At 74.0% G+C, this 26,341-nt stretch carries 23 protein-coding genes; 14 read left to right on the forward strand and 9 right to left on the reverse strand.

Annotated elements, in window-relative coordinates:
- Positions 1 to 110 precede the first annotated feature (110 nt).
- Both ABD944_RS17540 and ABD944_RS17545 read left to right on the forward strand, forming a co-directional pair.
- Entirely contained in the window at positions 111 to 3,413 is a 3,303-nt protein-coding gene (locus ABD944_RS17540) for a glycosyltransferase family 2 protein (protein ID WP_345177722.1), read from the forward strand.
- Positions 3,413 to 4,855: a DUF5719 family protein gene (locus ABD944_RS17545; protein ID WP_345177724.1), complete on the forward strand. Its 1,443-nt coding sequence runs from the start codon at positions 3,413 to 3,415 to the stop codon at positions 4,853 to 4,855. The genes ABD944_RS17540 and ABD944_RS17545 overlap by 1 nt, the downstream gene beginning before the upstream one ends.
- Before the next feature lie 8 nt (positions 4,856 to 4,863).
- Here ABD944_RS17545 and ABD944_RS17550 read toward each other — a convergent pair whose 3' ends face one another.
- The gene (locus ABD944_RS17550) at positions 4,864 to 5,292 is read right to left on the reverse strand and encodes a metallopeptidase family protein (protein WP_345177726.1); all 429 of its coding nucleotides are present in this window, start codon (positions 5,290 to 5,292) and stop codon (positions 4,864 to 4,866) included.
- Positions 5,293 to 5,464: 172 nt separating this feature from the next.
- Between ABD944_RS17550 and ABD944_RS17555 the strand changes: the two genes are divergently transcribed.
- The 7 genes from ABD944_RS17555 (at position 5,465) to ABD944_RS17585 (ending at position 12,306) form a co-directional block, all read left to right on the forward strand.
- Positions 5,465 to 5,845 carry a DUF3499 domain-containing protein gene (locus ABD944_RS17555; protein ID WP_179846169.1) on the forward strand — a complete coding sequence of 127 codons (381 nt, stop codon included), beginning with the start codon at positions 5,465 to 5,467 and terminating at the stop codon, positions 5,843 to 5,845.
- Positions 5,846 to 5,979: 134 nt separating this feature from the next.
- Positions 5,980 to 7,335 (forward strand): phosphomannomutase/phosphoglucomutase, encoded by a 1,356-nt coding sequence (locus ABD944_RS17560; protein WP_345177728.1) that lies wholly within the window; start codon positions 5,980 to 5,982, stop codon positions 7,333 to 7,335.
- A 42-nt stretch (positions 7,336 to 7,377) separates the two neighbouring features.
- Positions 7,378 to 7,560 (forward strand): Trm112 family protein, encoded by a 183-nt coding sequence (locus ABD944_RS17565; RefSeq protein ID WP_089315918.1) that lies wholly within the window; start codon positions 7,378 to 7,380, stop codon positions 7,558 to 7,560.
- The gene (locus tag ABD944_RS17570) at positions 7,557 to 8,696 is read left to right on the forward strand and encodes an SIS domain-containing protein (protein ID WP_345177732.1); all 1,140 of its coding nucleotides are present in this window, start codon (positions 7,557 to 7,559) and stop codon (positions 8,694 to 8,696) included. Before ABD944_RS17565 ends, ABD944_RS17570 begins: the two co-directional genes overlap by 4 nt.
- Complete coding sequence (locus tag ABD944_RS17575; protein WP_345177734.1) at positions 8,697 to 9,656, forward strand: cation diffusion facilitator family transporter; 960 nt, start codon at positions 8,697 to 8,699, stop codon at positions 9,654 to 9,656.
- A gap of 394 nt (positions 9,657 to 10,050) precedes the next feature.
- Positions 10,051 to 11,601 carry a sensor histidine kinase gene (locus ABD944_RS17580; protein WP_345177736.1) on the forward strand — a complete coding sequence of 517 codons (1,551 nt, stop codon included), beginning with the start codon at positions 10,051 to 10,053 and terminating at the stop codon, positions 11,599 to 11,601.
- Between the two features lie 33 nt (positions 11,602 to 11,634).
- Positions 11,635 to 12,306, forward strand: coding sequence for a response regulator (locus ABD944_RS17585; RefSeq protein WP_345177738.1), 672 nt, complete (start codon positions 11,635 to 11,637; stop codon positions 12,304 to 12,306).
- A gap of 202 nt (positions 12,307 to 12,508) precedes the next feature.
- Here ABD944_RS17585 and ABD944_RS17590 read toward each other — a convergent pair whose 3' ends face one another.
- On the reverse strand, positions 12,509 to 12,862 hold the full coding sequence (locus ABD944_RS17590) for a MerR family transcriptional regulator (protein WP_345177741.1): 354 nt from the start codon (positions 12,860 to 12,862) through the stop codon (positions 12,509 to 12,511).
- 158 nt (positions 12,863 to 13,020) lie between these two features.
- Here ABD944_RS17590 and ahcY (ABD944_RS17595) point away from each other — a divergent pair, with 158 nt between their 5' ends.
- The 4 genes from ahcY (ABD944_RS17595) (at position 13,021) to ABD944_RS17610 (ending at position 17,395) form a co-directional block, all read left to right on the forward strand.
- Positions 13,021 to 14,451 (forward strand): adenosylhomocysteinase, encoded by a 1,431-nt coding sequence (gene ahcY, locus ABD944_RS17595; protein ID WP_345177742.1) that lies wholly within the window; start codon positions 13,021 to 13,023, stop codon positions 14,449 to 14,451.
- A gap of 62 nt (positions 14,452 to 14,513) precedes the next feature.
- The gene (ahcY, locus tag ABD944_RS17600) at positions 14,514 to 15,770 is read left to right on the forward strand and encodes an adenosylhomocysteinase (RefSeq protein WP_345177745.1); all 1,257 of its coding nucleotides are present in this window, start codon (positions 14,514 to 14,516) and stop codon (positions 15,768 to 15,770) included.
- Between the two features lie 3 nt (positions 15,771 to 15,773).
- Positions 15,774 to 16,349, forward strand: coding sequence for a hypothetical protein (locus ABD944_RS17605; protein WP_345177746.1), 576 nt, complete (start codon positions 15,774 to 15,776; stop codon positions 16,347 to 16,349).
- Between the two features lie 59 nt (positions 16,350 to 16,408).
- Positions 16,409 to 17,395: an LppU/SCO3897 family protein gene (locus ABD944_RS17610; RefSeq protein ID WP_345177749.1), complete on the forward strand. Its 987-nt coding sequence runs from the start codon at positions 16,409 to 16,411 to the stop codon at positions 17,393 to 17,395.
- On the opposite strand, the gene ABD944_RS17615 is transcribed toward ABD944_RS17610, so the two are convergent.
- On the reverse strand, positions 17,392 to 18,801 hold the full coding sequence (locus ABD944_RS17615) for a cellulase family glycosylhydrolase (protein WP_345177751.1): 1,410 nt from the start codon (positions 18,799 to 18,801) through the stop codon (positions 17,392 to 17,394). The genes ABD944_RS17610 and ABD944_RS17615 overlap by 4 nt on opposite strands.
- Before the next feature lie 63 nt (positions 18,802 to 18,864).
- Positions 18,865 to 19,905, reverse strand: a complete 1,041-nt coding sequence (locus ABD944_RS17620) for an RDD family protein (RefSeq protein ID WP_345177754.1) — start codon at positions 19,903 to 19,905, stop codon at positions 18,865 to 18,867.
- A gap of 70 nt (positions 19,906 to 19,975) precedes the next feature.
- On the opposite strand from ABD944_RS17620, the gene ABD944_RS17625 reads away from it, so the two are divergent.
- The gene (locus ABD944_RS17625; protein ID WP_345177756.1) at positions 19,976 to 20,971 is read left to right on the forward strand and encodes a stage II sporulation protein M; all 996 of its coding nucleotides are present in this window, start codon (positions 19,976 to 19,978) and stop codon (positions 20,969 to 20,971) included.
- Between the two features lie 16 nt (positions 20,972 to 20,987).
- Here the strand turns inward: ABD944_RS17625 and ABD944_RS17630 are convergent, their stop codons facing one another.
- Genes ABD944_RS17630 through ABD944_RS17650 form a run of 5 tightly spaced genes read right to left on the reverse strand, consistent with a single transcriptional unit; the run spans position 20,988 to position 26,287 of the window.
- Complete coding sequence (locus ABD944_RS17630) at positions 20,988 to 22,280, reverse strand: DUF58 domain-containing protein (RefSeq protein ID WP_345177758.1); 1,293 nt, start codon at positions 22,278 to 22,280, stop codon at positions 20,988 to 20,990.
- Positions 22,280 to 23,248, reverse strand: coding sequence for an AAA family ATPase (locus ABD944_RS17635; RefSeq protein WP_345177884.1), 969 nt, complete (start codon positions 23,246 to 23,248; stop codon positions 22,280 to 22,282). The genes ABD944_RS17630 and ABD944_RS17635 overlap by 1 nt, the downstream gene beginning before the upstream one ends.
- Positions 23,249 to 23,304: 56 nt before the next feature.
- Positions 23,305 to 24,504 (reverse strand): DUF4350 domain-containing protein, encoded by a 1,200-nt coding sequence (locus ABD944_RS17640; RefSeq protein WP_345177761.1) that lies wholly within the window; start codon positions 24,502 to 24,504, stop codon positions 23,305 to 23,307.
- Complete coding sequence (locus ABD944_RS17645) at positions 24,498 to 25,175, reverse strand: DUF4129 domain-containing protein (RefSeq protein WP_345177763.1); 678 nt, start codon at positions 25,173 to 25,175, stop codon at positions 24,498 to 24,500. The genes ABD944_RS17640 and ABD944_RS17645 overlap by 7 nt, the downstream gene beginning before the upstream one ends.
- Positions 25,172 to 26,287: a hypothetical protein gene (locus ABD944_RS17650; protein WP_345177766.1), complete on the reverse strand. Its 1,116-nt coding sequence runs from the start codon at positions 26,285 to 26,287 to the stop codon at positions 25,172 to 25,174. The genes ABD944_RS17645 and ABD944_RS17650 overlap by 4 nt, the downstream gene beginning before the upstream one ends.
- Positions 26,288 to 26,341 lie beyond the last annotated feature (54 nt).

Genomic DNA, 26,341 nt, shown 5'->3' on the forward strand with positions numbered 1-26,341 from the left:
GTGTCGGCCCCAGGGCCGGCACGGCTGCTGTCCGTCCGGGACCGCGTGCACGCCGCGCACGGCCCGTCCGACCGGCACCGACACCGTCCGTCCCACAGATCGAGCGACCCTTGGCCCCCACCCTCGATCGCCATGTCGTCACCGCAGTCCTCGTCGCGCACGACGGCGCGCGGTGGCTGCCGGAGGCGCTGAAGGCGCTGCTCACGCAGTCGCGCCCCGTGCAGCGCCTCGTGACCGTCGACACCGGGAGCGCCGACCGCGGCCCCGCCGTCCTCGCGGAGGTGGTCGGCGAGGACGCGGTCCTCACGCTGCCCCGCACCACCGGCTACGGCGAGGCCGTCGCCGAGGCGCTGCGGCAGGACGCCGCGTCCGCTCCCGTCCCGGAGGACGAGTCCGCCCCCGCCCACCACGCCGACCAGGCCCAGGGGCCGCCCAAGCCCCGCACCGAATGGATCTGGCTGCTGCACGACGACTGCGCGCCCGACCGCGACGCGCTCGACCGGCTGCTGCGGACGGCCGACGCCGACCCCAACGTGGCGGTCCTCGGCCCCAAGGTCCGCGACTGGGACGACCGGCGCGTCCTGCGCGAGCTCGGCGTCACCGTCGACGCCGCCGGGCGCCGCCACACCGGCCTCGACCGGCGCGAGTTCGACCAGGGCCAGCACGACGGCGTCCGCGACGTCCTGTCGGTCGGCAGCGCCGGGATGCTGGTCCGCCGCGACGTGTGGGAGAAGCTGGGCGGCTTCGACGTCGAGTACGGCATCTTCCGCGACGACCTCGACTTCTGCTGGCGGGTCCACGCCGCCGGGCACCGGGTCGTCACCGCGAGCGACGCCGTCGTCTACCACGCCGAGGCGTCCCGGCGCGGGCTCCGCGAGATCGGCATGACCGCCGAGCACCCCGCCCGCCGCGACCGCCGCAACGCGCTGCTCACGCTGCTCGCCAACCAGCCGCTCGGGGCGATGGCGCGGGCCCTCGTCCGCAACGTGTGGGCGTCGCTCGCGCACGCCCTCGTCCTGGTGGCGACCAAACGGCCGGGCATGGCCCGCGAGGAGCTGCGCGCGCTCGGCGACGTGCTGCGCTCGCCCGGGCGGCTCCGGCGGGCGCGGGCCGCTCGCGCCGAGGGCCGCACGCGCGCGCGGCGCAGCGTCCGGCGGTTCCGGACCCGCTGGGTCGTGCTGCGCCGGGCCGGCGAGGCGGTCTCGGAGTACTTCGCCGTCCACGAACGCGAACGCGAGGACCGGGACGACGACCTCACGGCCGACGAGCCCGGCCCGATCCGCCGGTTCCTCGCCCGTCCCGGCGTGCTGCTCCTGCTCGGCCTGACCGCCGTCGCGGTCGCGGCCGAACGCTCCCTGCCGACGGCCGCCGGACGGCTCGGCGGCGGCGCGCTCGTCCCCGCGTGGGGCGGTGCGAGCGACCTGTGGGCGCAGTACCTGTCGGGCTGGCATCCGGTGGGGCTCGGCACCGACGCGGGCAGCCCCCCGTACGTCGGGGTTCTGGCCGTGCTGTCCACCGCGGCGTTCGGCAAGCCATGGCTCGCGGTGTCGGTCCTGCTGCTCGGCAGCGTCCCGCTGGCCGGGCTCGCCGCCTACCGCGCGTCGCGGCTGCTGGTGGTGGAGGCGCCGCGGACGGGGCGGCGCGCCCGCGCGACCGGCCGCCGCGTCCCGGTGTCGGCCGTCCGCGCCTGGTTCGCCGCCGTCTACGCGCTGCTCCCCGCCGCGACCGGCGCCGTCGCGGGCGGGCGGATCGGGACCTGCGTCGTCCTCGTCCTCCTGCCGCTGATCGCCGTGCACGCGGCCCGCTTCTACGGCTTCCCCCGGTCGCAGGCCGCCGGGATGGACGCCCGGACGCGCCGCAAGCGCGCGGGCCGGGCCGCCTGGACGGTCGCGCTGCTCCTCACCGTCGCGATGTCCTTCGTGCCGCTGGTCTGGCCGATCGCCCTGCTGGCCGCCGGGATGGTACGGGCGCTGCTGGACCGGCCGGGGCGCCAGGGCCTGCGCGGCCTGGCCATCGCGCTCGGCGTGCCGCCGCTGCTGACGCTGCCGTGGACCGCCGGCCTGCTGCTCCACCCGTCCCGCTTCCTGACGGAGGCGGGGCTGCACCGGCGGTTCGCCCCCGCCGCCCCGGCCGACCTGCTGGCGCTCGACCCGGGCGGGCCGGGCACGCCCGCGCGGTGGGCGCTCGCCGGGCTGCTCGCGGTCGCCGTGTGCGCGCTGCCGCTCCGCGGCCGCCGGGGCCACGTCCTCGCCGGCTGGCTGCTGGCCGTCTTCGGGCTGCTCGTCGCGGTGCTGACCAGCGCCGCCACCGTCACCAAGGGGGCGGACGAGGCGCCGGTGTGGCCGGGTCTGGCGCTGCTGTTCGCGGGCGCCGGGGTACTGCTCGCCGCGACCGCCGCCGTCCAGCGCGCCACCGAGGTCCTCGCAGGAAGCCACCTGATCTACAAGGCCGGCGGGGCGGCCGTGCTGGTCGCCGCGCTCACTGCCCCCGTCCTCGCGGCCGCGTTCTGGGTGGCCGGCGGCGCGGCCGGCCCGCTCGGGAGGGTCGACCCCGACACGGTTCCCCAGTTCGTCCAGGGAACGGGTGGCGTCCGGACGCTCGTCCTGCATCAGGAGCCGACCGGACGGGTCTCCTACACGGTGCTCAGGGGCGCGCGGCCCCGTCTGGGCGAAGCGGAGGTCACCGTCAAGGGCCGGGCCCATGACCGCATGGACGACCTCGTCGCCGGTCTGGCCGCCGGCCGCGAGGGCGACGACGGGCCCGCGCTGACGCGGATGGGCGTCCAGTACCTGCTGGTGCCGCACCCCGCGAAGGACCCGCTCACCAAGGTCCTGGACGCGTCGCCAGAACTGACGCGCCTCAGCCGCACGGGCACGTTCGCGGTGTGGCGGCTCCAGGCGACGTCCGCCCGGATGATGCTCCTGCAAGGCTCGACCGTCACGCCCCTGCCTGCCGGACGCGTCGACGCGCGCGTTCAGATCCCGCCTGGCACAGGCCCGCGCACGCTCCTCCTGGCCGAGCCCGCCGACGGCGGGTGGCGGGCCGCTCTCAACGGCCGCGACGTCAAGGCACGGACGGTGGACGGCTGGGCGCAGGGATACGACATCCCCACCGCAGGAGGCGAGTTCGACCTGACCCGGTCGATGACGACGCGGCACATCTGGGTCGCCGTCCAGGGGATCGCCGTCCTGCTCGTGGCCGTCCTGGCGCTGCCGGGCGCGCAGACCGACACGCTGACGCCCGCCGGGGAGCGGGAGCGCCGCCGTCGTGGACGGCGCGGACGGCGCCGCGCGCCCCGAGCCCGCGCCCAGCGCGCACTGCCGCCCGCCGAGCCCGCGGAGCCCGCGAAGCCGCCGGAGCCTCCCCAGGCGCCGGAGCCGGTGGAGGAGCCCAGCACGGAGGAGGTGTCCTGATGGACAAGGTCCTGCGCCTCCTCGGCATGCGCTACGCCATCGCCGCCCTCATGCTCGTCGCCGTCGCCGCCCTCTACGGCGCCGCGACGTTCTCCCGTCCGGGCGAGGCGTCCGAGAAGGGCCGCGAGACGCCCGTCACGCACGCCCTGGCGGTCTGCCCCGGACACGAGGGCGGCCGCCTCGCCGTCCAGACCCTCCCCCGGAAGAACGGCGGGGGACGCGTCGACCTGACGCCGACGAAGGGCGGAACCCCGCTCGGGTCCGTGACGTCGCCCGGCCAGGGCTGGAGCAAGGACACCGAGCCGGGCGGCGACTCCTCCACCCTGCGCGCCACGGGCCCCATCGCCGGCGGGCTGGAGGCGGAGCAGACCGCCTACGAGGACGCCGGCGACGACCGCGGCCTCGCCGCGACACGCTGCGCCGCTCCCGGCACCGACCTGTGGTTCCTGGGCCCCGGCCCGGTCGCCGCCGACGAACTCGACCTCTACCTGACCAACGTCGACGCGCAGCCCGCGTCCGTCGACGTCTCCGCCCTGTCCGGCGAGGGCCCCCTCGACACCACCGAGGGGCGCGGCACGCCCGTCGAGCCCTACACCACCCGCGTCGTGAGGATCGGCGGGTCGCCCGAAGGCCTCGGCGACATCGTGAAGACCGCCGCCGACCTCGCCCTGCGCGTGCGCACCACCAGCGGCCGCGTCGCCGCGTCCCTGCGCGTCCGGATCGGGAAGAAGAAGGGCGTCGAGTGGCTGCCGCGGTCGGCCCCGCCCGCCGCCTCCGCCCTCGTCCCCGGCGTGCCGGGCGGCTCCGGCGGGCGCCGCCTGCTGGTCGCGGTCCCCGGCGAGGCCGACGCCCGGATCAGGGTCCAGGTGGTCACCTCGGCCGGGGCGTTCGCCCCGCAGGGCCAGGACGTCCTGGACGCCCCCGGCAAGACCGTGACCTCCGTCCCCCTCGACGGCGCCCTGTCCGGCAGGGCCGCCGCCGTCCGGCTCGTCGCCGACCGCCCGATCCTGGCGGGCTTCGCCGCCGACCGGGGCGCCGACGTCGCCTACGGCGCCGCCACACCGCCGCTCAGCGCGTCATCGCCCGGCGTCGTCGCCGACAACCGCTTCGACGCGTCCCTGTCCCTGACCGCCCCGTCCGGCGCGGCGAGCGTCCAGGTCACGACCCTGAACGCGCAGGGCGCCGGCTCCCCCCGGCAGGTCGAGATCCCCGCCGGACGGACCGTGGAGACCGAGCTCACCGCGCCCGGCGGCGGAGCGGACGCCTCCTTCGGCGTGGTGATCACGCCGAGGCCCGGCTCCGCGCCCGTCTACGCGTCCCGCATGCTCGCCACCGGCAAGGGCGGCGACCACCTGTTCACCGTGCTGCCGATCGTCCCGGCGCCCACGACCCTGCGCCTCCCGGCCACCGCCGACTCCCAGACGGCCCTGACCCCGAACTGATCCCGGATCTAGTCGTCGGGGGTGTCGTAGCTCGGGTCGACGGACTCGGGGGAGAGGCCGAGCAGGTCGGCGACCTCCTCGACGAGCAGGTCGCGGATCATCTGGGAGAGCTCGGCGTCGCCGGCGGCGCGGGCCTCGACGGGGCGCCGGTAGACGACGATGCGCACCGGCCGGTCGCCGTCGCCGGGAAGGGTCTGGCCGAGCGGGACGGGCCCGTCGAACAGCGGGTCGACTCCCGGGACGTCCTCGACCGCGAACTCGACCCGGGCCAGCTCGCGACCCCAGCGCGCGCCCAGCCGCCTGACCTCGTCGTCGACGAGGTCGGCGAACCGTTCCGCGCGGGTACGTGAGATCGGCGCCTGCGAGGGCGTCAGAGGGCCACGGAGGCCACGACCGTGCCGATCGCGGCGCCGTACGCCTGCCACACGGGAACGCACGCCCCAAGAGTACCTCCGCCGGCGCGGCGGCCCTCACGCACGCCCCGTCCGGCACGGTCCGTGCAGGGAGTCATCACGGAATGTAGTTGTTACCAAGGAAATCGCCCGGTAACGGCGACACGTGCGCCGGGGTGGTGGCGGAGCCGGGTGGGGGGAGGTACGGTCAGCCATCGTGAGCCCCGTCCGCACTTGCTCCCGCACCGCCTGCAAGGCGCCCGCAGTGTTCACGCTCACGTACGTCTACCGCGACTCCACCGCGGTCCTGGGGCCGCTCGCAACGTACGCCGAGCCGCACTGCTACGACCTGTGCGCCGAGCATTCCGAACGGCTCACCGCCCCCATGGGGTGGGAGCTGGTGCGGCTCCCCGTCGAGGAGGAGTCCGAGCCCAGCGCCGACGACCTGGAGGCCCTCGCCGACGCGGTCCGCGAGGCCGCCAAGCCCGCGCCCGGGTCCGGCCACGAGCCGGTCGGCCAGGGCACCGAGGTCGGCCGCCGCGGCCACCTGCGCGTCCTGCGCTCCGAACCCGCCGGGACGCAGCCCGGCCAGGAGTGACCGCGGGCTCCCGCCCGTCCCGATCCTTCCGCCCCGGTCCCCGGTCCGACGCCGCGGCGGGTCGCGCCCGCCCTTCCCGGTAGGCTCGTGAGCCTGCCGTTTTCCGCGCACGGTTCTTCGGACAGGGAGCAGGAGTGGGCGACCTCGCCAAGATCTTCAAGGCGTACGACATCCGCGGCGTGGTGCCGGACGAGCTCGACCCCGCGACCGCCGAGGCGGCCGGCGCGGCGTTCGTCCGCGTCACCGGGGCCCGCGCGATCGTCACCGCCCACGACATGCGGGAGTCGTCGGTGCCGCTGGCCGAGGCCTTCGCGCGCGGCGCCACGTCCCAGGGCGCGGACGTCGTCGAGGCCGGGCTCGGCTCCACGGACATGCTCTACTACGCCAGCGGCAGCCTCGACCTGCCGGGCGCCATGTTCACCGCCAGCCACAACCCGGCCAGGTACAACGGGCTGAAGCTGTGCCGCGCCGGAGCGCGGCCGGTCGGCCGCGACACCGGCCTCGGCGAGATCCGCCAGATGATCGAGAACGGGGTCCCCGCCTTCGACGGCGAGCCGGGCGCCGTGACGCGGCGCGACATCCTCAAGGGCTACGCCGACCACCTCAAGACGCTGGTCGACCTGTCGTCCATCCGCCCGCTCAAGGTCGTCGTGGACGCGGGCAACGGCATGGGCGGCCACACCGTCCCGTCGGTGTTCGAGGGCCTGCCGATCGACCTGGTCCCGCTGTACTTCGAGCTGGACGGCACCTTCCCCAACCACGAGGCCAACCCGATCGAGCCCGAGAACCTGCGCGACCTGCAGGCCAAGGTCCGCGAGACCGGCGCCGACATCGGCCTCGCCTTCGACGGCGACGCCGACCGCTGCTTCGTGGTGGACGAGCGAGGCGAGATCGTCTCCCCGTCCGCGATCACCGCCCTGGTGGCGACGAGGGAGCTGGCCAAGCACCCGGGCTCCTCGATCGTGCACAACCTGATCACCTCCCGGGCCGTCCCGGAGATCATCGCCGAGCACGGCGGGACGCCCGTCCGGACGCGGGTCGGGCACTCGTTCATCAAGCAGACGATGGCCGAGACCGGCGCGGTGTTCGGCGGCGAGCACTCGGCGCACTTCTACTTCCGCGACTTCTGGTTCGCCGACTCCGGCATGCTGGCGGCGATGCACGTCCTCGCCGCCCTCGGGCAGCAGGACGGGCCGCTGTCGGAGCTGCTCCGCGAGTACACCCGCTACGTCGCGTCCGGTGAGATCAACAGCGAGGTCGACGACCAGGCCGCGGCCGCCGCGAAGGTCAAGGACGCCTTCGCCGGGCGGCCCGGCGTCGAGGTCGACGAGCTCGACGGGCTGACCGTCCGCGACGACGCCGCCGGATGGTGGTTCAACCTGCGGCCGTCCAACACCGAACCGCTGCTGCGCCTGAACGCCGAGGCCGGCGACGAGGACACCATGGCGGCGATCCGCGACGAGGTCCTGGCCCTGGTCAGAGAGAAGTGACCGGTCAGGGAAAAGTGACTGCAAGGGAGAAGTGACGCTGCCATGACGATGAAGCTGGACTCCTGGCTCCTGGAGATCCTGGCCTGCCCCAACTGCGGCGGCGACCTGCGCGCCGACGAGGAGGCCGACGAGCTCGTGTGCACCGGCTCCTGCGGCTACGCCTACCCGGTGCGCGACGACATCCCCGTCCTCCTGGTGGACGAGGCCCGGACCCCCGCCCCGTGAGCGCCTCCCTCGACCCCTCGCGGCTGGAGAGCACGGAGGCGGCCGAGGCGGCGGATCCCGGCGGCATGCTCCGGCAGGTCGCCTCGTCGGCGGCCCAGGTGCGGGAGGCGCGGCGGGCCGCGGAGGAGGCCGGCGTCGCCGGGCTGGGCGAGGACGGCCGGCCCCGCGCGGTCGTGGTCGTCGGCACCGGCTCCGGCGCGGTCCCGGGCGACGTGCTCGCGGCGGTGTGCGGCGCGGGCTGCGCCGTCCCGATCTCGACGGTGCGCGGCCCCCGGCTGCCCGGCTGGGTGGGCGCCGCCGACCTGGTCGTCGCGGTCTCGTCCTCGGGAACCGACGAGGAGACCCTGGAGGTCGCCGCGGAGGCCGCCCGGCGCGGCTGCCGCCTGCTGGCCGTCGGCGGGGAGGACTCGCCGCTGGCGGACCTGGCCGGCAGGAGCCGCGGCGTCTTCGTCCCCGTCCGGTCCGCCGGGCGGCCGCGCTCCACGCTGTGGGGCCTGACGGTCCCCCTGCTCCTGGCGGCGCGGGCGCTGCGGCTGGCCGACGTCCCCGACGCGGTGCTGGAGTCCACGGCGTCGCTGCTGGAGGACGTCGCGCACCGGTGCCGCCCGTCCAGCGAGCCGTTCGTCAACCCCGCCAAGCGCCTCGCGCTCGACCTGGCGGGCGACGTGCCGCTCGTGTGGGGCGCGTCCGAGCCGTCCGTCGCGGCGGCGTACCGGATGTGCTGCCAGCTCAACGAGAACGCCAAGTACCCGGCGATCTTCGGGGAGCTCCCGGAGGCCGGCCGGAACCAGGTCGCGGTGTTCGACGGCTTCTTCGCGCGGGCCGGCTCCCCGGCCGACACCGACGACTTCTTCCGCGACCGGCTGGACGAACCGGAGCACGGCCTGCACCTGGTCTCCCTGCGGGACGCGGGGGAGCACCCGCGGGCGCGCGGGCGGGCCGAGGCGGCCGCCGCGCTGGCCCGCGACAGGGGCGTGGCGGTCACCGAGATGCGGGCGGAGGGCGACCATCCGCTGGAGAGGATCGCGTCGCTGATCGCGCTGGCCGACTATGTCACGGTTTACTTGGCTATCGCGCTCGGCGTGGACCCCGCGTCCGAGCCTGCCGTTCAAGAGCTCAGAGCGAGGATTGCGTAGATGAGTGCTGAGGGTGGAACGAAGGCCATCGTCGCCGCGTTGGCCGCCAACCTCGGGATCGCGGCGTCGAAGGCCGTCGCGTTCGCGTTCACGGGTTCGTCGTCGATGCTGGCCGAGTCGATCCACTCGGTGGCCGACTCCGGGAACCAGGGGCTGCTGCTGCTCGGCCGCAAGCGGTCCGAACGCGACCGGACCCCCCAGCACCCCTTCGGGTACGGGCGCGAACGCTACTTCTACGCGTTCGTGGTCGCGGTCGTCCTGTTCACCGTCGGCTCCGCCTTCTCGCTCTACGAGGGCTACCACAAGATCTCCCACCCGGAGGAGGTCAAGTCCCCGATCTGGGCGTTCGCGGTGCTGATCATCGCGATCGTGCTGGAGTCGTTCTCGTTCCGCACGGCGATCAAGGAGTCGAACGAGGTCCGCGGCGAGCAGTCCTGGTGGGCGTTCATCCGCCGCGCCAAGGCCCCCGAGCTGCCGGTGGTGCTGCTGGAGGACCTCGCCGCCCTCGTCGGCCTGATCCTCGCCCTGCTCGGCGTCTCCATGGCCGTGGCCACCGGCGACGGCGTCTGGGACGGCGTCGGCACCGTGGCGATCGGGCTGCTGCTCGGCGCGGTCGCGACGATCCTGGCGATCGAGACCAAGAGCCTGCTGATCGGCGAGGGCGTCGACCCGCAGACCGAGCGGCGGATCATCGAGGCGCTGGAGTCGGTGGACGAGGTCGACCACCTCATCCACATCAGGACCGAGTACATGGGCCCGGACGAGCTGCTCATCGCCGCGAAGATCGCCGTCAACCACGACGACACGGCGGCCGACGTGGCCCGCGGGATCGACGCGGCGGAGGCGAGGGTCCGGGCGCAGATCCCGGAGGCGAAGCTCATCTACCTGGAGCCGGCGCTGGACGAGCCGTCCCGCGCGCACGCGGCGGAGGCTCAGCCGGAGACGCCCGCGTCGTCCTGATCTCGACGCTCCGCGCGCTCCGCTCCACGGGCCGCGCCGGGCACGGGACTCCTCGCCGGGCGGCCGCCGCAGGCGCCGGCCGAACCCCAGCCCAGGCGAGACCGGCGAGTGCCTCCGAGGAGGCGAGCCGCGTCCGTCCGGCGAGGTGCTTTCCCATGCCTCCCCGCCCGGACCCCTGAAACCGGGCGGTTCTGGTGTGACCGCGGCGGCCCCGCCGAACCCCCTACGTCGGCGACGCCACCGTCGCGGTCACGGTTAAGACACTACGTTCGCGGCACTCCTCCGCACGTCCCCCTCAAGGAGGGAACGCGGCTGGTACTCCAGGCGGACTCCCGCGATCGGCATACACCCGCACGGTGAGGCCGTGGCCCGCCTCAGCGGTCAGTATTGAGGGGTGACCACCGATGACAAGGCCCGGACCGGACCCGACCCCGCGGGGTTCGGCCCAGCCGTCGCGCACCACGCGTGGCGGCTGTCCGGCCGCATCGTTGCGGGGGTCGGGCAACTGCTGCTGTGGATCCTCACCGGCGTCGGCACGCTCCTGCGGCCGCTCGCGGTCAGGCTCGGCGCCCGGCTGAACGGCGGCGCGGGGGGCGGTCCCGGCGCCGCGCCCGGGCACACGGCGCCGCTGCCCCGCTGGATCAACACGTGGCGGGAGGTCGTGTCGGCCTGGTACTTCGCGCCGCTGACCGGCCTCGCGCTGACGATCGCGGCGCTGGCGGAGCTGGCGCCGCGCGTCGACTCCCCGCTCAGCCTGGCGGGCGGGTTCGCGGTCGCGGCGACGTTCCCGCTGGTGTGGCGCCGGGAGAACCTGCGCGCCGTCGCCGCGGTCGTGCTCAGCGCGGTCGCCGCGAGCCTGCTCACCGGGCAGATCCTGCTGGTCACGACCAGCTTCGCGGCCCTCTACACGCTGTACGCGCTGGGACGGCGGCTGCCCCGCCAGTCCACCGGCGTCCTCGCGGTCGGCAGCGTCGCCGCCCTCGGGGTCGTCTACCTCGCGACCGGCACGCTCGACGACATCCCCTGGCCGGCGCCGATCGTCGCGGTCCTCGCCGCCATCGGGCTCGGGGACGCGCGGCGCGTCGTGGAGTCCGCGGGCCGGACGGAGGCCGAGGCCGCCGAGCGCACCAACGAGACCCTCACCCGGCTCACCGCCGTCCAGCGGGAGCAGGCCGTGATGCGGGAGCGCGCCCGCATCGCCCGGGAGCTGCACGACGTCGTCGCGCACTCCGTCTCCATGATCGCCGTGCAGGCGGAGACGGCCCCGTACACGATGGACAGCCTCTCGCCCGAGGCCCGCGCCGGCTACACCGAGATCGCCAAGACGGCCCGGGAGGCGCTGGTGGAGATGCGGCGGCTGCTCAGCGTGCTGCGCGCCGACGCCACCCCCGAACCGGAGGCGGCGAACTCCCCGCAGCCGCGCCTCGACCGGCTCCCCGACCTGATCGACCAGCACCGCGGCGCCGGCGGCCACGTCGACCTCAACGTGCACGGCGACCCGCGCGCCCTGTCCACCACGGTGGAGCTGTCGGCGTACCGGATCGTCCAGGAGGCGCTGACCAACGCGCGGCGGCACGCGCCCGGCGCCGGCGTCCGCGTCGACCTGACGTTCCTGCCCGACCGGCTCGCGGTCCGCGTCCAGGACAGCGGCGCCTCCGCGGCCACCCAGGTCCTGAACCCCCGCGATCCCGGCCCCCGTACAGGTGAGGCGGGCCCCGCGGGCCCGGCCCCGGCGGACCCCGGGCGCACCCGTCTGGAGACGTCCGGATCAGGTGGCGGACACGGCCTCGTAGGGATGCGGGAACGTGCGACCATGCTGGGCGGGCGGTTCTCCGCCGGCCCGGCCACGCAGGGCGGGTTCCTGGTGGAGGCCGAGCTTCCGGTGACGAGTGAGGGGAATTCCATCCGTGGACACGGTTCGCAGGCGCCGCCCGGCCGCCCCTGACCCTGTCGTCCCCCCGCCCCAGGGACGGCCGCTGTGATCAACGTGATGATCGTCGACGACCAGACGATCGTGCGGGCCGGGTTCGCCGCCCTGCTCGCCGCCCAGGACGACATCACCGTGATCGGCGAGGCCGGCGACGGCCGCGAGGCCGTCGCGCTCGCCGAGCGCCGCCGCCCGGACGTCGTCGTGATGGACATCCGGATGCCCGGCATGGACGGCATCGAGGCCACCCGCCGCATCCTCGCGCTGCCCGGCTCGGAGGACGTCCGGGTCCTGGTGCTCACCACGTTCGACGTGGACGAGTACGTCTACGACGCGCTCGCCGTCGGCGCCAGCGGCTTCCTGCTGAAGGACGCGACCGCGGACGAGCTGGTCTCGGCGGTCCGCGTGGTGGCGCGCGGCGACTCCCTGCTGGCCCCGCAGGTCACGGGACGGCTCATCCGCGAGTTCACCAAGCAGCGGCGCAACCGCCCGCAGGCGCCGTCGGAGCTGTCGACGCTGACCGCCCGCGAGAGCGAGGTGCTCGTCCTGATCGCGGGCGGGCTCTCCAACGGCGAGATCGCGCAGCGCCTCTTCGTCAGCGAGCACACGGTGAAGACGCACGTGGCGCGCGTCTTCACCAAACTCGGCCTCCGCGACCGCGCCCAGGCGGTCATGCTCGCCTACGAATCCGGCGTAGTAGTCCCGGGAGAAGGCGGGAGCTGACTCCCCTTCCCAGCGGCCTCAGCCACCACAGCAACCACGCAACGACCTCAATGGTCGCGATCGCGTCCGAAGGCAGGTTCGAGCTCGCGAGAACCTGAGCGCGCAGCGAGCCTCTGGGCGAGTCGGAGCGATGCCGGCGATCGCCCGCGTTTCTCGACGATGGAGGGCCGCCAGGCCCGAAGGAGGAGAGGAACGCAATGAACTAGCGGCGGCGGAGGAGGCGTAGGGCCTTTTCCTTTTCGAAGTCCAGGGCTCGGGTGGGCGGGGCGGAGAGGCGGCCTATGCGTTCGCCCAGTTCGCGGACGTGGGCCTGGACCTGGGGTTCGGCCAGGACTCTGAGGCCGAAGGCCAGTTCGGCGGGGCCGATGTCGTAGCGCTTCTCCAGGGCCAGCGCCAGCGCGACCGCGCGCAGTTCGGCGTCCCCGAAGCGGCGGTGGCCGCCCCCGGACCTGGTGAGGGCGGTCTCGCGGGTGACGGGCAGCAGGCCGAGGGCCTCGCGGTAGCGGAGCATCCGGGGCGAGGTGCCGAGCCGCCGGGCGGCCTCCGTGATACGCATGGGCCAATTCTGACAAATCAGTGTCAGGAAGTCGCCCTCGACCGTGCCTTCGGGCGGTCGCCGCCCGTAGACTCGCCCCCGTTGACGCGGCCGTGCACTCGCCCGTCACGACCTCGCGTACCCGACGGCGCGCACATGACCAAGGGAGCAACGAAAGCATGGACTACAAGGTCGCCGACCTGTCGCTGGCCGACTTCGGGCGCCGGGAGATCCGGCTCGCCGAGCACGAGATGCCGGGCCTGATGGCGGTGCGCGAGGAGTACTCCGCCGCCAAGCCGCTGCGCGGCGCCAAGATCATGGGCTCGCTGCACATGACGATCCAGACGGCCGTGCTGATCGAGACGCTGGTCGAGCTCGGCGCCGACGTCCGCTGGGTGTCCTGCAACATCTTCTCCACGCAGGACCACGCCGCCGCCGCGGTCGTCGTGGGCAAGGAGGGCACCGTCGACGCCCCCAAGGGCGTCCCGGTGTTCGCGTGGAAGGGCGAGACGCTCGAAGAGTACTGGTGGTGCACCGACCAGGCCCTGCAGTGGCCGGACGGCACCGGCCCCAACATGATCCTCGACGACGGCGGCGACGCGACGCTCCTCGTCCACAAGGGCGCCGAGTACGAGAAGGCGGGCGCCGTGCCGGCCGCCACCGAGGACGACCCCGAGGAGTGGGGCATCATCCTCGACACCCTCCGCCGCACGATCGCCGAGAAGCCCGGCCGCTGGACCGAGGCCGCCGCCGCGATCAAGGGCGTCACCGAGGAGACCACCACCGGCGTCCACCGCCTCTACGAGATGGCGAAGGCCGGCACCCTCGCGTTCCCGGCGATCAACGTCAACGACTCGGTCACCAAGTCGAAGTTCGACAACAAGTACGGCTGCCGCCACTCGGTCATCGACGGCCTCAACCGCGCCACCGACGTGCTGATCGGCGGCAAGGTCGCCGTCGTCTGCGGCTACGGCGACGTGGGCAAGGGCTGCGCCGACGCGCTGCGCGGCCAGGGCGCCCGCGTCATCGTCACCGAGATCGACCCCATCTGCGCGCTGCAGGCCGCGATGGACGGGTTCCAGGTCACCACCCTGGACGACGTGGTCGACATCGCCGACATCTTCGTCACCACCACCGGCAACTTCAACATCATCACGGCCGAGCACATGGGCCGGATGAAGCACCAGGCGATCGTGTCCAACATCGGGCACTTCGACAACGAGATCGACATGGCCGGGCTCGCCAAGACCCCGGGCATCGAGAAGATCGAGATCAAGCCGCAGGTGCACGAGTGGCGCTTCGCCGACGGCCACTCCATCATCGTCCTCGCCGAGGGCCGCCTGATGAACCTCGGCTGCGCCACCGGCCACCCGTCCTTCGTGATGTCCAACTCCTTCACGAACCAGGTCATCGCGCAGATCGAGCTCTTCACCAAGACCGACGAGTACCCGATCGGCGTCTACGTCCTGCCCAAGCACCTGGACGAGAAGGTCGCCCGCCTCCACCTCGACGCCCTCGGCGTCAAGCTCACCGAGCTCACCAAGGAGCAGGCCGCCTACATCGGCGTCCACGTCGAAGGCCCCTACAAGCCCGACCACTACCGTTACTGAGTTCACTGCTTGTAGCTGCCGGGCGGGGGATCCCGTCCGGCAGTTACTTCTAGAGGGTGTTGATGAGCGATATTGCGGATCGGTCGTTGGCGTTTGAGGGCGTCAAGCGGATCGAGTGGGCGGATCGGAGCATGCCGGTGCTGCGGCAGATCCGGGAGCGGTTCGCCGCCGAGCGGCCGCTGGACGGGGTGAAGGTCGCGGCGTGCATGCACATCACGACCGAGACCGCCGGGCTCATCCGCACCCTCCAGGCGGGCGGTGCGAGCGTGGCGCTGGCGGCGTCCAATCCGCTGTCGACGCAGGACGACACCGCCGCGGCCCTCGTGGAGGAGTACGGGGCCGAGGTGTTCGCGCGCGCGGGCACCGACCGCGAGGGGTACTACGCGCACATCCACCAGGCACTGGAGACCGAACCCGACTTCGTCCTGGACGACGGGTGCGACCTGGTCAACACCCTGCACACCGACCGGACGGATCTGCTCGGCACCGTGAAGGCGGGGTGCGAGCAGACGACGACGGGCGTCATCCGGCTGCACCAGATGGCCCGCGAGGGCGCGTTGAGGTTCCCCGTCGTGGCGGTGAACGACACCGACACCAAGCACATGTTCGACAACCGGTACGGGACGGGCCAGTCGACGCTCGACGGGATCGTGCGCGCGACCAACACGCTGCTGGCCGGCAAGACCGTGGTCGTCGCGGGCTTCGGCTACTGCGGCCGCGGCCTCGCCGAGCGGGCGCGGGGCCTCGGGGCGCGCGTCGTCGTCACCGAGATCGATCCGGTGAAGGCGCTGGACGCGACCATGCAGGGGTTCGCCGTCCGGCCGATGGCCGAGGCGGCCGTGGAGGGCGACGTCTTCATCACGGTCACCGGGAACCGCGACGTCGTGAACGCCGGCCACCTCGCCGTGATGAAGGACGGGGCCATCCTCGCGAACTCCGGGCACTTCGACGTCGAGATCGACGTGCGGGCCCTCAGCGACATGGCCGTGGAGGTGCACCGCGGGGTCCGGCCGCAGACGGACGAGTACGTGCTGGCCGACGGGCGGCGCCTGGTGCTGCTCGCGGAGGGCCGTCTGGTCAATCTGGCCGCCGCGGAGGGGCATCCGGCGGCCGTGATGGACATGTCGTTCGCCGACCAGGCCCTCACGTGCGCGTGGCTCGCCACGTCCCACGCGTCGCTGTCCCCGGCCGTCCACGACGTACCGAAGGAGATCGACACGGAGGTCGCGCGGCTCAAGCTGGCCTCGATGTCGGTCTCCATCGACCTGCTGACCCCGGACCAGGAGGACTACCTGCACTCCTGGCGCATCGGGTCGTGACCCGTGCCCGCCGGGACGTACCTGCACCTCGACGGGGGGCTTGAGGAGCGCTTCCAGTGCGCGCCCGGGCCCGTCGGGTGGCGGTACGCCTCCACGCGCTCCGACGGCGTCCGCGTGGACCTCGTCGTGGACGCGCGCTGGCGCCAGATCCGCGTCGAGGTCGTCACGCCCGGCTGGTGGGTGCGCGGCGGCGTGACCGGCCGCGGGCTGGCCTGGGTGCGCGCGGCCGATGAGACGGGCGCCGAGCACAGCGAGCGGGCGTCGGGATTCCTTCACGAGTCGCCGGGTTTCCTGGTCGCGGTCGCCCGTTCCCTGGAGTTGGACGAGGGCGCGCAGACCGATGTCCGCCTCGTCCGGTTGAGCGGGGCGTCGCTGTCGGCGCTGACGGCGCCGTGGCGCTGGCGGCTGGTGGGGACGTCCTCTTACGAGACGGAGACCGAGCCGCTGCCCGTGTCGGAGTACGAGGTCACCGATCTGTCCACGGGCGAGGTCGAAGCGGTGCACCTTGCCGGGGACGTCGTGCTGGCCGCGCCCGGGATCGAGCTCACCGCCCTGGAATCCCCGCCTAACCTGCCCTGACCTGGCGTGCGGTATCTTCTCGTACTCGTCCGACAAGATCAGGTATGGGGGGTTGCGGCGTGTACGGGCAGGTTCCGGAGGGGCAGGGCCAGGGGCAGGGGCCGACGCAAGGGCAGGGGCCGGGCCGGCCGCCGATGCCGGGCCCGCCGATGGGCGGCCCGTTCCCGCCCGCGGGGCCGCCGGGGCCGCCGCCGGCGAAGCGCCCCTCGCCGATCGTGTGGGCGGCCGTGGCGGTCGCCGGCGTGGTCGTGCTGGCGGGCGTGGCCTTCCTGGCGCTCCACGGGACGGGCGCGCCGACCGGCCCGGTGAAGGCCGAGCAGTGCGTGGACACCGGGTTCGGACTGGACGACGGCAAGAGGATCCCGCCGAGCCTCCGGGTGAGCTGCGACGACGCCAAGGCGAAGGCCAAGGTGCTGAAGGTCGTCGGCAAGAAGGAGGCGTCGGCCTTCCAGTTCGGCTCGCGTGCCGAGCCCGACTGCCCGAGCGGCACGGACGGCTTCACGAACGTCCGCGAGAAGAAGGAAGAGAAGACCTACTACGAGGCCTGCGTGCGCAACCTCAAGGGCTCGCATCCCGGCGACCCGGGCGCGGGCGGGGCGTTCCTCGCGGCGGGCGACTGCGTGAGCAGCGGCTCCATCGGCTTCGGCAAGGAGCAGCCCTGCTCCAAGCCGGACTGGTACGGCAAGGTGATCGCGCGCGTCGGCGCGGAGGGCGCGTGCCCGGCGAAGACGCTGGAGACGATGAAGCTGCGGTCCTTCGGCGGCGGGAACGCGGCCGACCCGGTGCTGTGCCTGGGCGCGGGCGGCGGCGTGCTGTCCCCGGGCGACTGCATCAAGGATCCCTCGTTCAACATCGGTGACCTGGACAAGGCCCAGTGCGAGTCCAGCGACGCCATAGCGAAGGTCGTCGGCAGGGTGGCCACGACGAAGGAGTGCCCGGCCGAGGCCACCAGCTACATGACCAGCGAGGGCGCCTTCCGGCCGGTGCTGTGCCTGAAGAAGCTGCGCCCGACGCTGACCGAGAAGCTGCGCTCGCTTCCGGGCTAGGGCCTCACCGTGACGGTGTGGGACGGCGTGCCGGGGTCGGCCCACACCGACAGGACGTGGCGCGTCGCGTCCCAGGAGGTCCGCCACGTCCCGTCCGGGTCGGACGAGGTGACCTTCGGGGCGGACGGGAACCAGATCTCCGTGGGGCCCGACACGCCGGTCTTGTTCCGCCACGTCACGGTGAGCGTGCCCGATGCGTGGGCGATCTTCGTGAGGGTGCCGGCGACCGCGCGCGGGTAGGGCCGGGCGAGCAGCCTCGCGAAGAGGGTCGGCTTGCCTTCGCCGTCGGTGATTCCAGACGAGCCGGGGTCGTTCGACCAGTACGCCCAGCCGATGCCGAGTTCGTCGGCCATCGAGAGCCAGTCGCCGGTGAAGTCGGCGGCGCCTGGAGCGTCCTGGCCCATGCCGCCGACCTCGCCCAGCCACATCGGCGCGTTCATGCGCCGTGCGGCGGCGGGCATGTTCCGCTTCCAGAGCGTGAACTGCGCCTGGACGAGCATCTTCGCCACGCCGTCGTAGGAGCCGCCCAGGTCGACGCCACCCGGATAGAAGTGCGGCGCCAGAACGATCCGGGGGTCGCCGGGGCGCGGGTCCCGGACAGTGCCCAGGGAGGTTTCCGCGCCTTCGTTCGGGCCGAGCGCCTGCGGCTCGACGAACACCCAGTTGTCGCCGTCCACCCTGCGGATCGCATTGACGATGCCCTGGTAGAAGGGCGTCAGGATCGGGCCCTCGAAGAAGCCGAACTGGCGCGTCCCGCCGAAGGGCTCGTTCATCAGGTCGTAGCCCAGGACGGCCGGGACGCGTGAGAAGCGTCGCGCGACGTGCTGCCACATCGCGGTGTAGCGCCGCACCAGTTCCGGGTGCTTGCCGGTGTTGTTCCAGAAGTTGTCGTAGGCGCGAAGGATGCCGGGCTGGAGATACGTCAGCACCCATGGGTCCTGCGGCGTGCAGGGCAGCCCGTCGGTGAAGGTGGCCCAGGCGGGGGCGCCGTTACCGGAGCCCGCGCAAGCGGACGGCCCGTAGATGTCCTGGTGCATGTCGAGGACGACGTGCATGCCCTGGTCGCCGTACCAGGCGACACGTTCGGCGACGTCGTCCAGATAGGCGTCGTCGTAGCGACCGGGTTCCGGCTCCACGTTCTTCCACTGGACCAGGTACCGGACGGAGTTCGTGCCAAGCTCGCGAGCCTCCCGGACGACGTCCTCCCGCTTCACCCACGGCAGCCCGCCCGGCCCCTTGGCGCTGCCCGCGGTGTTGAGGCCGTGCAGGAGGAGCGTCCTGCCCTGGTCGTCGGTGATGGCGGGAAGCGGCGCCGTCTCCGCGCGCGCGGGCGCCGCGGCCAGCGCCGGCGGGGTCAGGGTGAGCGCCGCGAGGGCGACCCGGCCGAGGGCAGTACGGACGCGCATGCCGCCTCCTGAATCTGAAATTTCTTCGGATTCTAGGAGCCGGAGCCGCTATTGACAATCTTGTCAGTAGCCCGGATGCGGGCCCTGCGGCGGCGGCCCGCCGGGCCCCGCCGGATACGGCGCGGGCGGCCGGGGCGCGTTCAGCACGTTCTGGTACGGCCCGGCGCCGTAGTCGTTCGGCGGGAGGAACCGCGGCTGCCCCGGCTGGGGGGCGCTGAACGGCGGCGGCGCGGGAGGCCCCTGCCGCGGCGGGCCGTACGGCGCGGGCCCCGCCATCGCCATCGCCGGAACGGGCGCGGGCGCGGGCGCGGTGCCCCACGCGGGAAGCCCGAGCCGGCGCATCCGGCGCGCAAGGCGCTCGGCGAGCCGCAGCTCCTCGCGGTGGCGGCGCTCGGCGAGAACGGCCGACAGCAGGATCTCGGGCCGCACCCCCGGCGGCGGTGGCGGGCTCACCACCGCGACGACCTGCGAGGCGATCCGCTGCCCCAGCGAGTCGCGGACCTCCGGGAGCAGCTCCCAGAACCGCGACAGGTACTGCCGGGCCGTCATCGCCAGCTCGTCCGACAGCATGGACAGCTCCAGGTTCCGCGCCCACCAGGCGAGCTGCGGCGGCATCACCGCGACGGGCCCCAGCAGGGCCGACGCGGGCACCCGCTCCTGGATGACGATCGTCCCGGCGAACAGGTCGCCGAGCCGCTTGCCGCGCCGGTTGCAGAACGACGTGATCAGCGCGGGCGAGCCGTAGAAGACCCAGAACTCGACGAACCCGGCCAGCGCCCGTACCAGCGCCTGCCGGAACCGCACCGGCCCGCCGTCGTCGCCGACGACGCGGAGCCCGACGGCCATCTTGCCCAGCGTCCGCCCCCGCGACAGCGTCTCGAACGCGCAGGGATACCCGACGATCACCGCGACGACGCCGAGCAGTGTCAGCCCCACCGTCCAGGCGTCGTCGGCCACCAGCGACGTCATCGCCGTGACGTAGACGACGATGTTCAGCAGCACCAGCTGCAGGAGCAGGTCGAGAAGGACGGCGCAGGCACGGCTGGCCAGCCGCGCGACCCGGATGTCGAGCGCGACGGCCTCGCCGGTGACGAGATCGGCCATGTCCTGTCCTCCGATGCGGGCGGATTGCCCATTGTGCCGGTTCGGCGGGCCGAGGCGTTAGTCTCGCCGGGTGGACGTCGACGCCTACGTGGCCGCGCACAACGCCGAATGGCTGCGCCTCGAACGGCTCATCAACCGCGGCCGCAGGCTGACCGGCGCGGAAGCCGACGAACTGGTCGATCTCTACCAGCGCGCGGCGACGCACCTGTCGGTCGTCCGCTCCAGCTCGCCCGACCCGCAGCTCGTGGGACGGCTGTCGTCGCTCGTGGCGCGCGGCAGGGCCGCGGTGGGCGGCGCCCAGGCGCCTCTCTGGCGCGACGTCACCCGCTTCGCGACCGTGTCCTTCCCGGCGGCCGCGTACCGGATGCGGTGGTGGTGGCTCGGCGGCGCCGTCCTCGGCAACCTGCTGTCGCTCGCCCTGGCCATCTGGGTCGTGCACAGCCCCGACGTCCAGGCGACCATCGGGACGCCCGACGAGATCCGCGAACTCGTCGAGCACGACTTCGCCAACTACTACACCGAGCACTCCGCGGCCTCGTTCGCGTTCAAGGTGTGGGTCAACAACGCCTGGGTGTCGGCGACCGCGCTCATCTTCGGGATCCTCCTCGGCATCCCGACCGTGTACGTCCTGCTGCTGAACCAGGTCAACCTCGGAATCAGCGGCGGCCTGATGTTCGCCTACGGCAAGGGCGACGTGTTCTTCGGGCTGATCCTCCCGCACGGCCTGCTGGAGCTCACCGCCGTCTACCTCGCCTGCGCCGGCGGCCTCAAGCTCGGCTGGACGATCGTCGACCCGGGCCCGCGCCGCCGCGGCCAGGCCCTGGCCGAGGAGGGCCGCGCCGCCGTCAGCATCGCCCTCGGCCTCATCGCGGTGCTCCTCGTGTCCGGCCTCATCGAGGGCTTCGTGACCGGCTGGGTGCACATCACGTGGCTGCGCATCACCATCGGCGTCATCGCCGAGGCCGCCTTCCTCACCTACGTGATCGTCCTGGGCCGCCGCGCCGTCCGCCAAGGCGAAACCGGCGACACCGACCTCCACCCCGACCTCGTTCCCGTGTCCGGTTGACCGGACACAGGACGCTCTACAGCCTTCCTGCGGCTTTCAGGGCCAGGTAGGCGTCGGCCAGCGCCGGGGCTATCTCCGCGGGCGGGGCGTCCACCACCTCCACGCCGTGGCCTCTCAGCTCGGCGGTCAGGCGGCGGCGTTCGGCTCTCGCGCGTTCGGCGGCGGCGGCGTCGTAGACGGTCGCGAGGTCGCCGCGGCCCTCCGCCATCTCCGCCACCCGCGGGTCCGACACCGCGGCGATCATGACGAGGTGCCGGGCGGTGAGCTGCGGCAGCAGCGGCAGCAGGCCCTCCTCGATCGCGGCGGTGTTCAGCTCGGTGAGCAGCACCACGAGGCACCGCTGCCGGACGCGCGCCATCAGCGTGGACACCATCCCGGCGGCGTCGCATTCGAGCAGCTCGGGGTCCAGCGGCGCGAGGGCGTGCACCATCGCGGGCAGCAGGTCGGTGCGGGACGCGCCCTCGACCCGGGCGCGGACCCGGCGGTCGTAGGCGAGCAGGTCGACGCGGTCGCCGGCGCGGGACGCCAGGGCGCCGAGCAGCAGCGCAGCGTCCATCGAGCAGTCGAGCCGGGGGACGTCGCCGACGCGGCCCGCGGACGTGCGGCCGGTGTCGAGGACGAGGTAGATGCGGCGGTCGCGTTCGGGGCGCCAGGTCCGCACGACCACGTCGCCGCGCCGCGCCGTGGCGCGCCAGTCGATGGACCGGACGTCGTCGCCGTCCACGTACTCGCGCAGGGAGTCGAACTCGGTGCCCTGCCCGCGGATCAGCGCGACGTGCGCGCCCGTCAGCTCCCGCAGCCGGGCGAGCTTGGCGGGCAGGTGGCGGCGGGACGGGAACGCGGGCAGCGCCCGGACGGTCCAGGGCGCGGAACGCGAGAGCTGCCGCGCGGCCAGCCCGAGCGGCCCCACCGAGCGGACGGCGACCGTGACGGCCTTCCGGTCGCCGCGGCGGGTCGGCGTCAACGTCATCTCGACGCGGCGCCGCTCCCCGGCGGGCACGTCCACCTTCACCATGCGGGGCGTGGCGCCCGCGCTCGGCGGCCACACGTCCCGCAGCCGGGCCTTGAGGCGCCGCCGGCCGAGGTTCTCCACGATCAGCGACACCTGGGCCGTCTCGCCGAGGCGCACGTTGGTGTCGCCGTCGCGGTGGAAGCGCAGGGCCCGCACGTTCCCCGCCAGGGCCAGGTCGGCGGCCACGCCGAGCAGCAGGACGCCCCAGACCGCGAAGAGCGTCCACCAGCTCGGCGCGAACAGCGGGACGATCGCGCCGAGGAGGGCCAGCAGCCCGAGGCGCCCGGTCAGCGCCATCAGCGCGGGGCGGGGACGTGGGCGAGGATGCCCTCCAGCACGCCGTCGGCGGTCGCGCCCTCCAGTTCCGCCTCGGGACGCAGCTGGACGCGGTGCCGCAGCGTGGGCCTGGCCAGCGCCTTCACGTCGTCCGGCGTGACGTAGTCGCGGCCCGACAGCCACGCCCACGCGCGGGACGTCGCCAGCAGCGCCGTCGCACCGCGCGGCGACACGCCGAGCTGGAGGGACGGGGACTGCCGGGTCGCCCTGCACAGGTCCACGACGTAGGCGGCGACCTTGGGGTCCAGGTGCACGGTCCTCACGGCGGCCTGCCCGGCGGCCAGCTCGGCCGCTCCCGCGACGGGCTTCACCTCGGACAGGTCGCGGGGGTCGAACCCGGAGGCGTGCCGCTGGAGCATGGAGATCTCCTCGTCCCGCGTGGGGACGGGCACCGTCAGCTTGACCAGGAACCGGTCGAGCTGGGCCTCGGGCAGGGGATAGGTCCCCTCGTACTCGATCGGGTTCTGCGTCGCGCACACCACGAACGGGTCGGGCAGGGGGCGCGCGGTGCCCTCCACCGAGACCTGGCGCTCCTCCATGGCCTCCAGGAGGGAGGCCTGCGTCTTGGGAGGCGTCCGGTTGATCTCGTCGGCGAGCAGGAGGTTGGTGAAGACCGGTCCCTCGCGGAAGTCGAACTCCGCCGTCCGGTTGTCGTACACCAGCGAGCCGGTCACGTCGCCGGGCATCAGGTCGGGGGTGAACTGGACGCGCTTGAAGTCCAGGTCGAGGGCCCGCGACAGCGTCTTGATCAGCAGCGTCTTGGCCGTGCCGGGAACACCCTCCAGCAGCACGTGGCCGCGGCAGAGCAGTGCGATCACCAGCCCGGTCACCACGGAGTCCTGGCCGACGACCGTCTTGGCGACCTCACCGCGCAGGGCCGTGAGCGCCGCGCGGGCCGTCTCGGCCTGGCGCCGGGCGTCCTCGGGGATCGTGCCCGGCCCCGCGCCGCCGGGCACGTCGTCCTTCCCGAGCTCTACAGGGGGGTTCACGACTGGCGTACCTGCCTTTCCAGGTCGTCGAGGACGTCGGTGAGGGCGATCAGCCCGGCGTCGTCCAAGGGTTCGGGACCGTACAGGGCCGCTCCGACGTACGCCTCGTCGTACGTCGTGCGGCGGGCGACCGCCGTGACGATCTCCCGCGCGGCGGAGGGATCCTGCGCGCTGCTGCGGGGGAGTCCGAGGAGCGGGACGAGCCGTTCGCGGGCGCCGGAGCGCAGCGCGTCCGAGGCCCGGTCGCGGGCGCGGCCCGCGCGGTAGAGGCGGGCGAGGCCCTCGACGGTCTCGGCGGACCGGACGACGACGGGCAGCGCCTCCGCCACGACCGGGCCGAGGCGGCGGGCCCGCCACAGGGCCACCAGCAGCACCGCGACGAGCAGCTGGAGGCCGAGCAGCTTCACCCCGAACGGCAGCAGATCGCCGAGCGACCGCTGGCCCGCGCCGGAGCCCGCCTTCGGCAGGTCCGGGGCGAGCCAGACCGCCGAGGCGCCCGCCCCGGCCAGGTTCATGCCGAGGGCCGCGTTGCCCTCCTCGGTGAGCCGCCGGTTCGTCAGCGGGGCCGTCGAGCCGAGCACCGTCACGGTGTGCGTGCCGGTGCCGACCTGGACGAGCCTCGCGTCCCCGGAGCCGGTCCGGTAGCAGGCCGTGCCCGCGCCCGCGACCTCGTAGGTCTCCGACTCGTGGAAGTCGACCGCCCCCGCGAGCGACGCCACGGGCAGATTGCAGCCCGGCTCGGCGGTCTCCTCGAACGACGGGCCCCGCCTGCGCACCTGCGGGGCGAACGCCTCCAGCGCGAACGACGTCGGCCGGACGAGCAGCACGTCCGCCGGGACGCCGCTCAGCCGGGCGAGGTCCTCCTCGGTGAGCCGCTCCGTGCGGGTCACCACCAGGACCGCGCCGGGCCCGGCCGCGCCGATGGCGTCGCCGGTGCTCCGGGCCACCGTCACCGGCGTGCCGTGCCGGCGCAGGATCTCCGCGAGCGCCCGGCTGCCGTCCTGCTTCGGCGACTCCGGGTCGAGCGCCTCGGCCCCCGCGGAGGGGCGCAGCGCGGCCAGCGCCACCGCGATCACGATCATCGCCAGGACCGCCGCGACGACGCCGCGCGCCGACCGCCAGCGGCGCCCCGCGACCTGCCGGGCGGACGCCTCCGCTGCGGGGGCTCCCCCGCGCGGCGGGGACGCCGTCACCATCGCGGCCCCCCTTCGTCGCCGCTTCCGGCGAGGGTGAGGTCGTCGGTCTCCAGCGGCTTCGGCCGCGCCGCCCGCAGCCGCTCGTCCAGCTCCTTCATCCGCGCGTACCCCTCGGGGGTGCCGGGGCGGTCCCCGTACCAGACGTCGTCGAAGATCCGCACGCCCGCGGCCAGCTCGCCGGCGAGCTCCGGCACCGCCTCGCCCGCCTCGGCGGCCAGCTCGTCGGCGGTCCGGCCGGGCCGCGCCGACAGCACCGCCCGCTCTTCGAGATCGCGGGCGATGGCGCGCAGCCGCTCGCGGATCGCCTCGGCCCACTGCCCGGCCTCGGCGTGCCGCTCCGCCGCCTCCCGGTGGTCGAGCGCCGTGGACGGCGCGTCCTCCAGCAGCGGGTCCTTCCGGGAGCGGGGGTTCCGGCGTCCCCGCATCAGCCACACCACCAGCGCGACCGCGACCAGCACGATGGCGACGACGATGGCGACGGACGTCCACCCGCCGCCGCTGCCCTGCGACTCCGGGGCGGGCGCCTTCTGGAACAGATGGCCCAGCCACTCGGCGAAGTCGTCCCAGGCCCGCTCCAGCCAGGACGGCTTGTCGCGCTGGTAGACCTGCTTCTCCAGCTCGCGGCGGGCCATCTCGCGGGCCTCGTCGCGGCCGATCGGATCGAGAATCACGTGCCCGCCCCCGTCCACGGACGTCCCTGCGCCGGGCCGGCCGGCGCCGGACCCGTCCGCCACAGGCCGATGAACCCCTCGTCCTGCTCATCGGCGCCGTGCTCACCGGCCCCCTGCTCGGCCGCCGCTCCCCGCTCCCGGGCGGCGATGGCCGCGGCCGAACGCCCCCGGGTGCGCAGGTCCAGGTCGAAGCCTTCGCGGCGCATCCGCCGGTCCATGTAGAGCAGGGCGATCACACCCGCGTCGAACGGCATGACCACCGACCAGCTCACGATCCGGCCCACGGTGTCCACGGCGAGCGCGCCCATCGTCGCCCCGCTGCCGGAGGAGTCGCCGAAGAAGATCAGCTGTGCGAACAGGAACGGGATCCGCAAGGCGAAGAAGCCCATGAACACGGTCACGACCAGCGCCAGCAGGAGCGTCCCGCACGTCCGGAGCCAGCGCCCCTTGGAGAGCGTCGTCGCGCGGCGCAGCGCGCCCCCGACGGTCCGCCGCTCCAGGACGACCGCGGGGACCGCCTGCACGAACAGGATGTAGAGCCACACCATCAGCCCGGCGCCGACCGGGAAACCGAAGATCCCCGCGAGCACGGCGAACGCCGGGCGCGCCCCGGCGGCGATCAGCAGGAGGCACGGGGCGAGCGGCAGGACCAGCGCGCCCAGCGAGACGCCCATGACGGCCGACGCGGTGGCGACCAGCCGTCCGAGCCGCGGCCGGGCGTCCCGCCACGCCTGCCTCGGCGCGAGCGGCATACCGAGGAGCTCGCGCCCCAGGATCGGCGCCACCAGCCCCGCCAGCAGCAGGATCCCGAACGCCGACAGCACCAGCCCCAGCAGGGACAGGGTCAGCTGGGCGCCCAGCGACTCCATCAGCACGTCGGGGGTGACCTCGTCGCGGGCCTCGTCGCCGATGAAGAAGGAGGCGGCGACCGAGCTCGTCACCTGGATCACCGTGCTGACCGCCACCGACAGGCCCAGCGTGGCGCGCGGCCTGAGCCGGATCCCGGCGATCGCGCCGTCCAGCATCTCCGAGATGGACATGGGTCGGAACGGGACGCCCCGCGCCACCTCGGTGGCGCCGGCGTCGTCGTCCCAGCCGTCCGGTCCCGGCATCCCGTCTCCCTGCGCTCTCCGGCGGGTCGGCGGTGCGTCCGATCTGGCCCAATC

Source organism: Actinomadura verrucosospora, from assembly GCF_039540335.1.
Classification (GTDB): Bacteria; Actinomycetota; Actinomycetes; order Streptosporangiales; family Streptosporangiaceae; genus Spirillospora; species Spirillospora verrucosospora.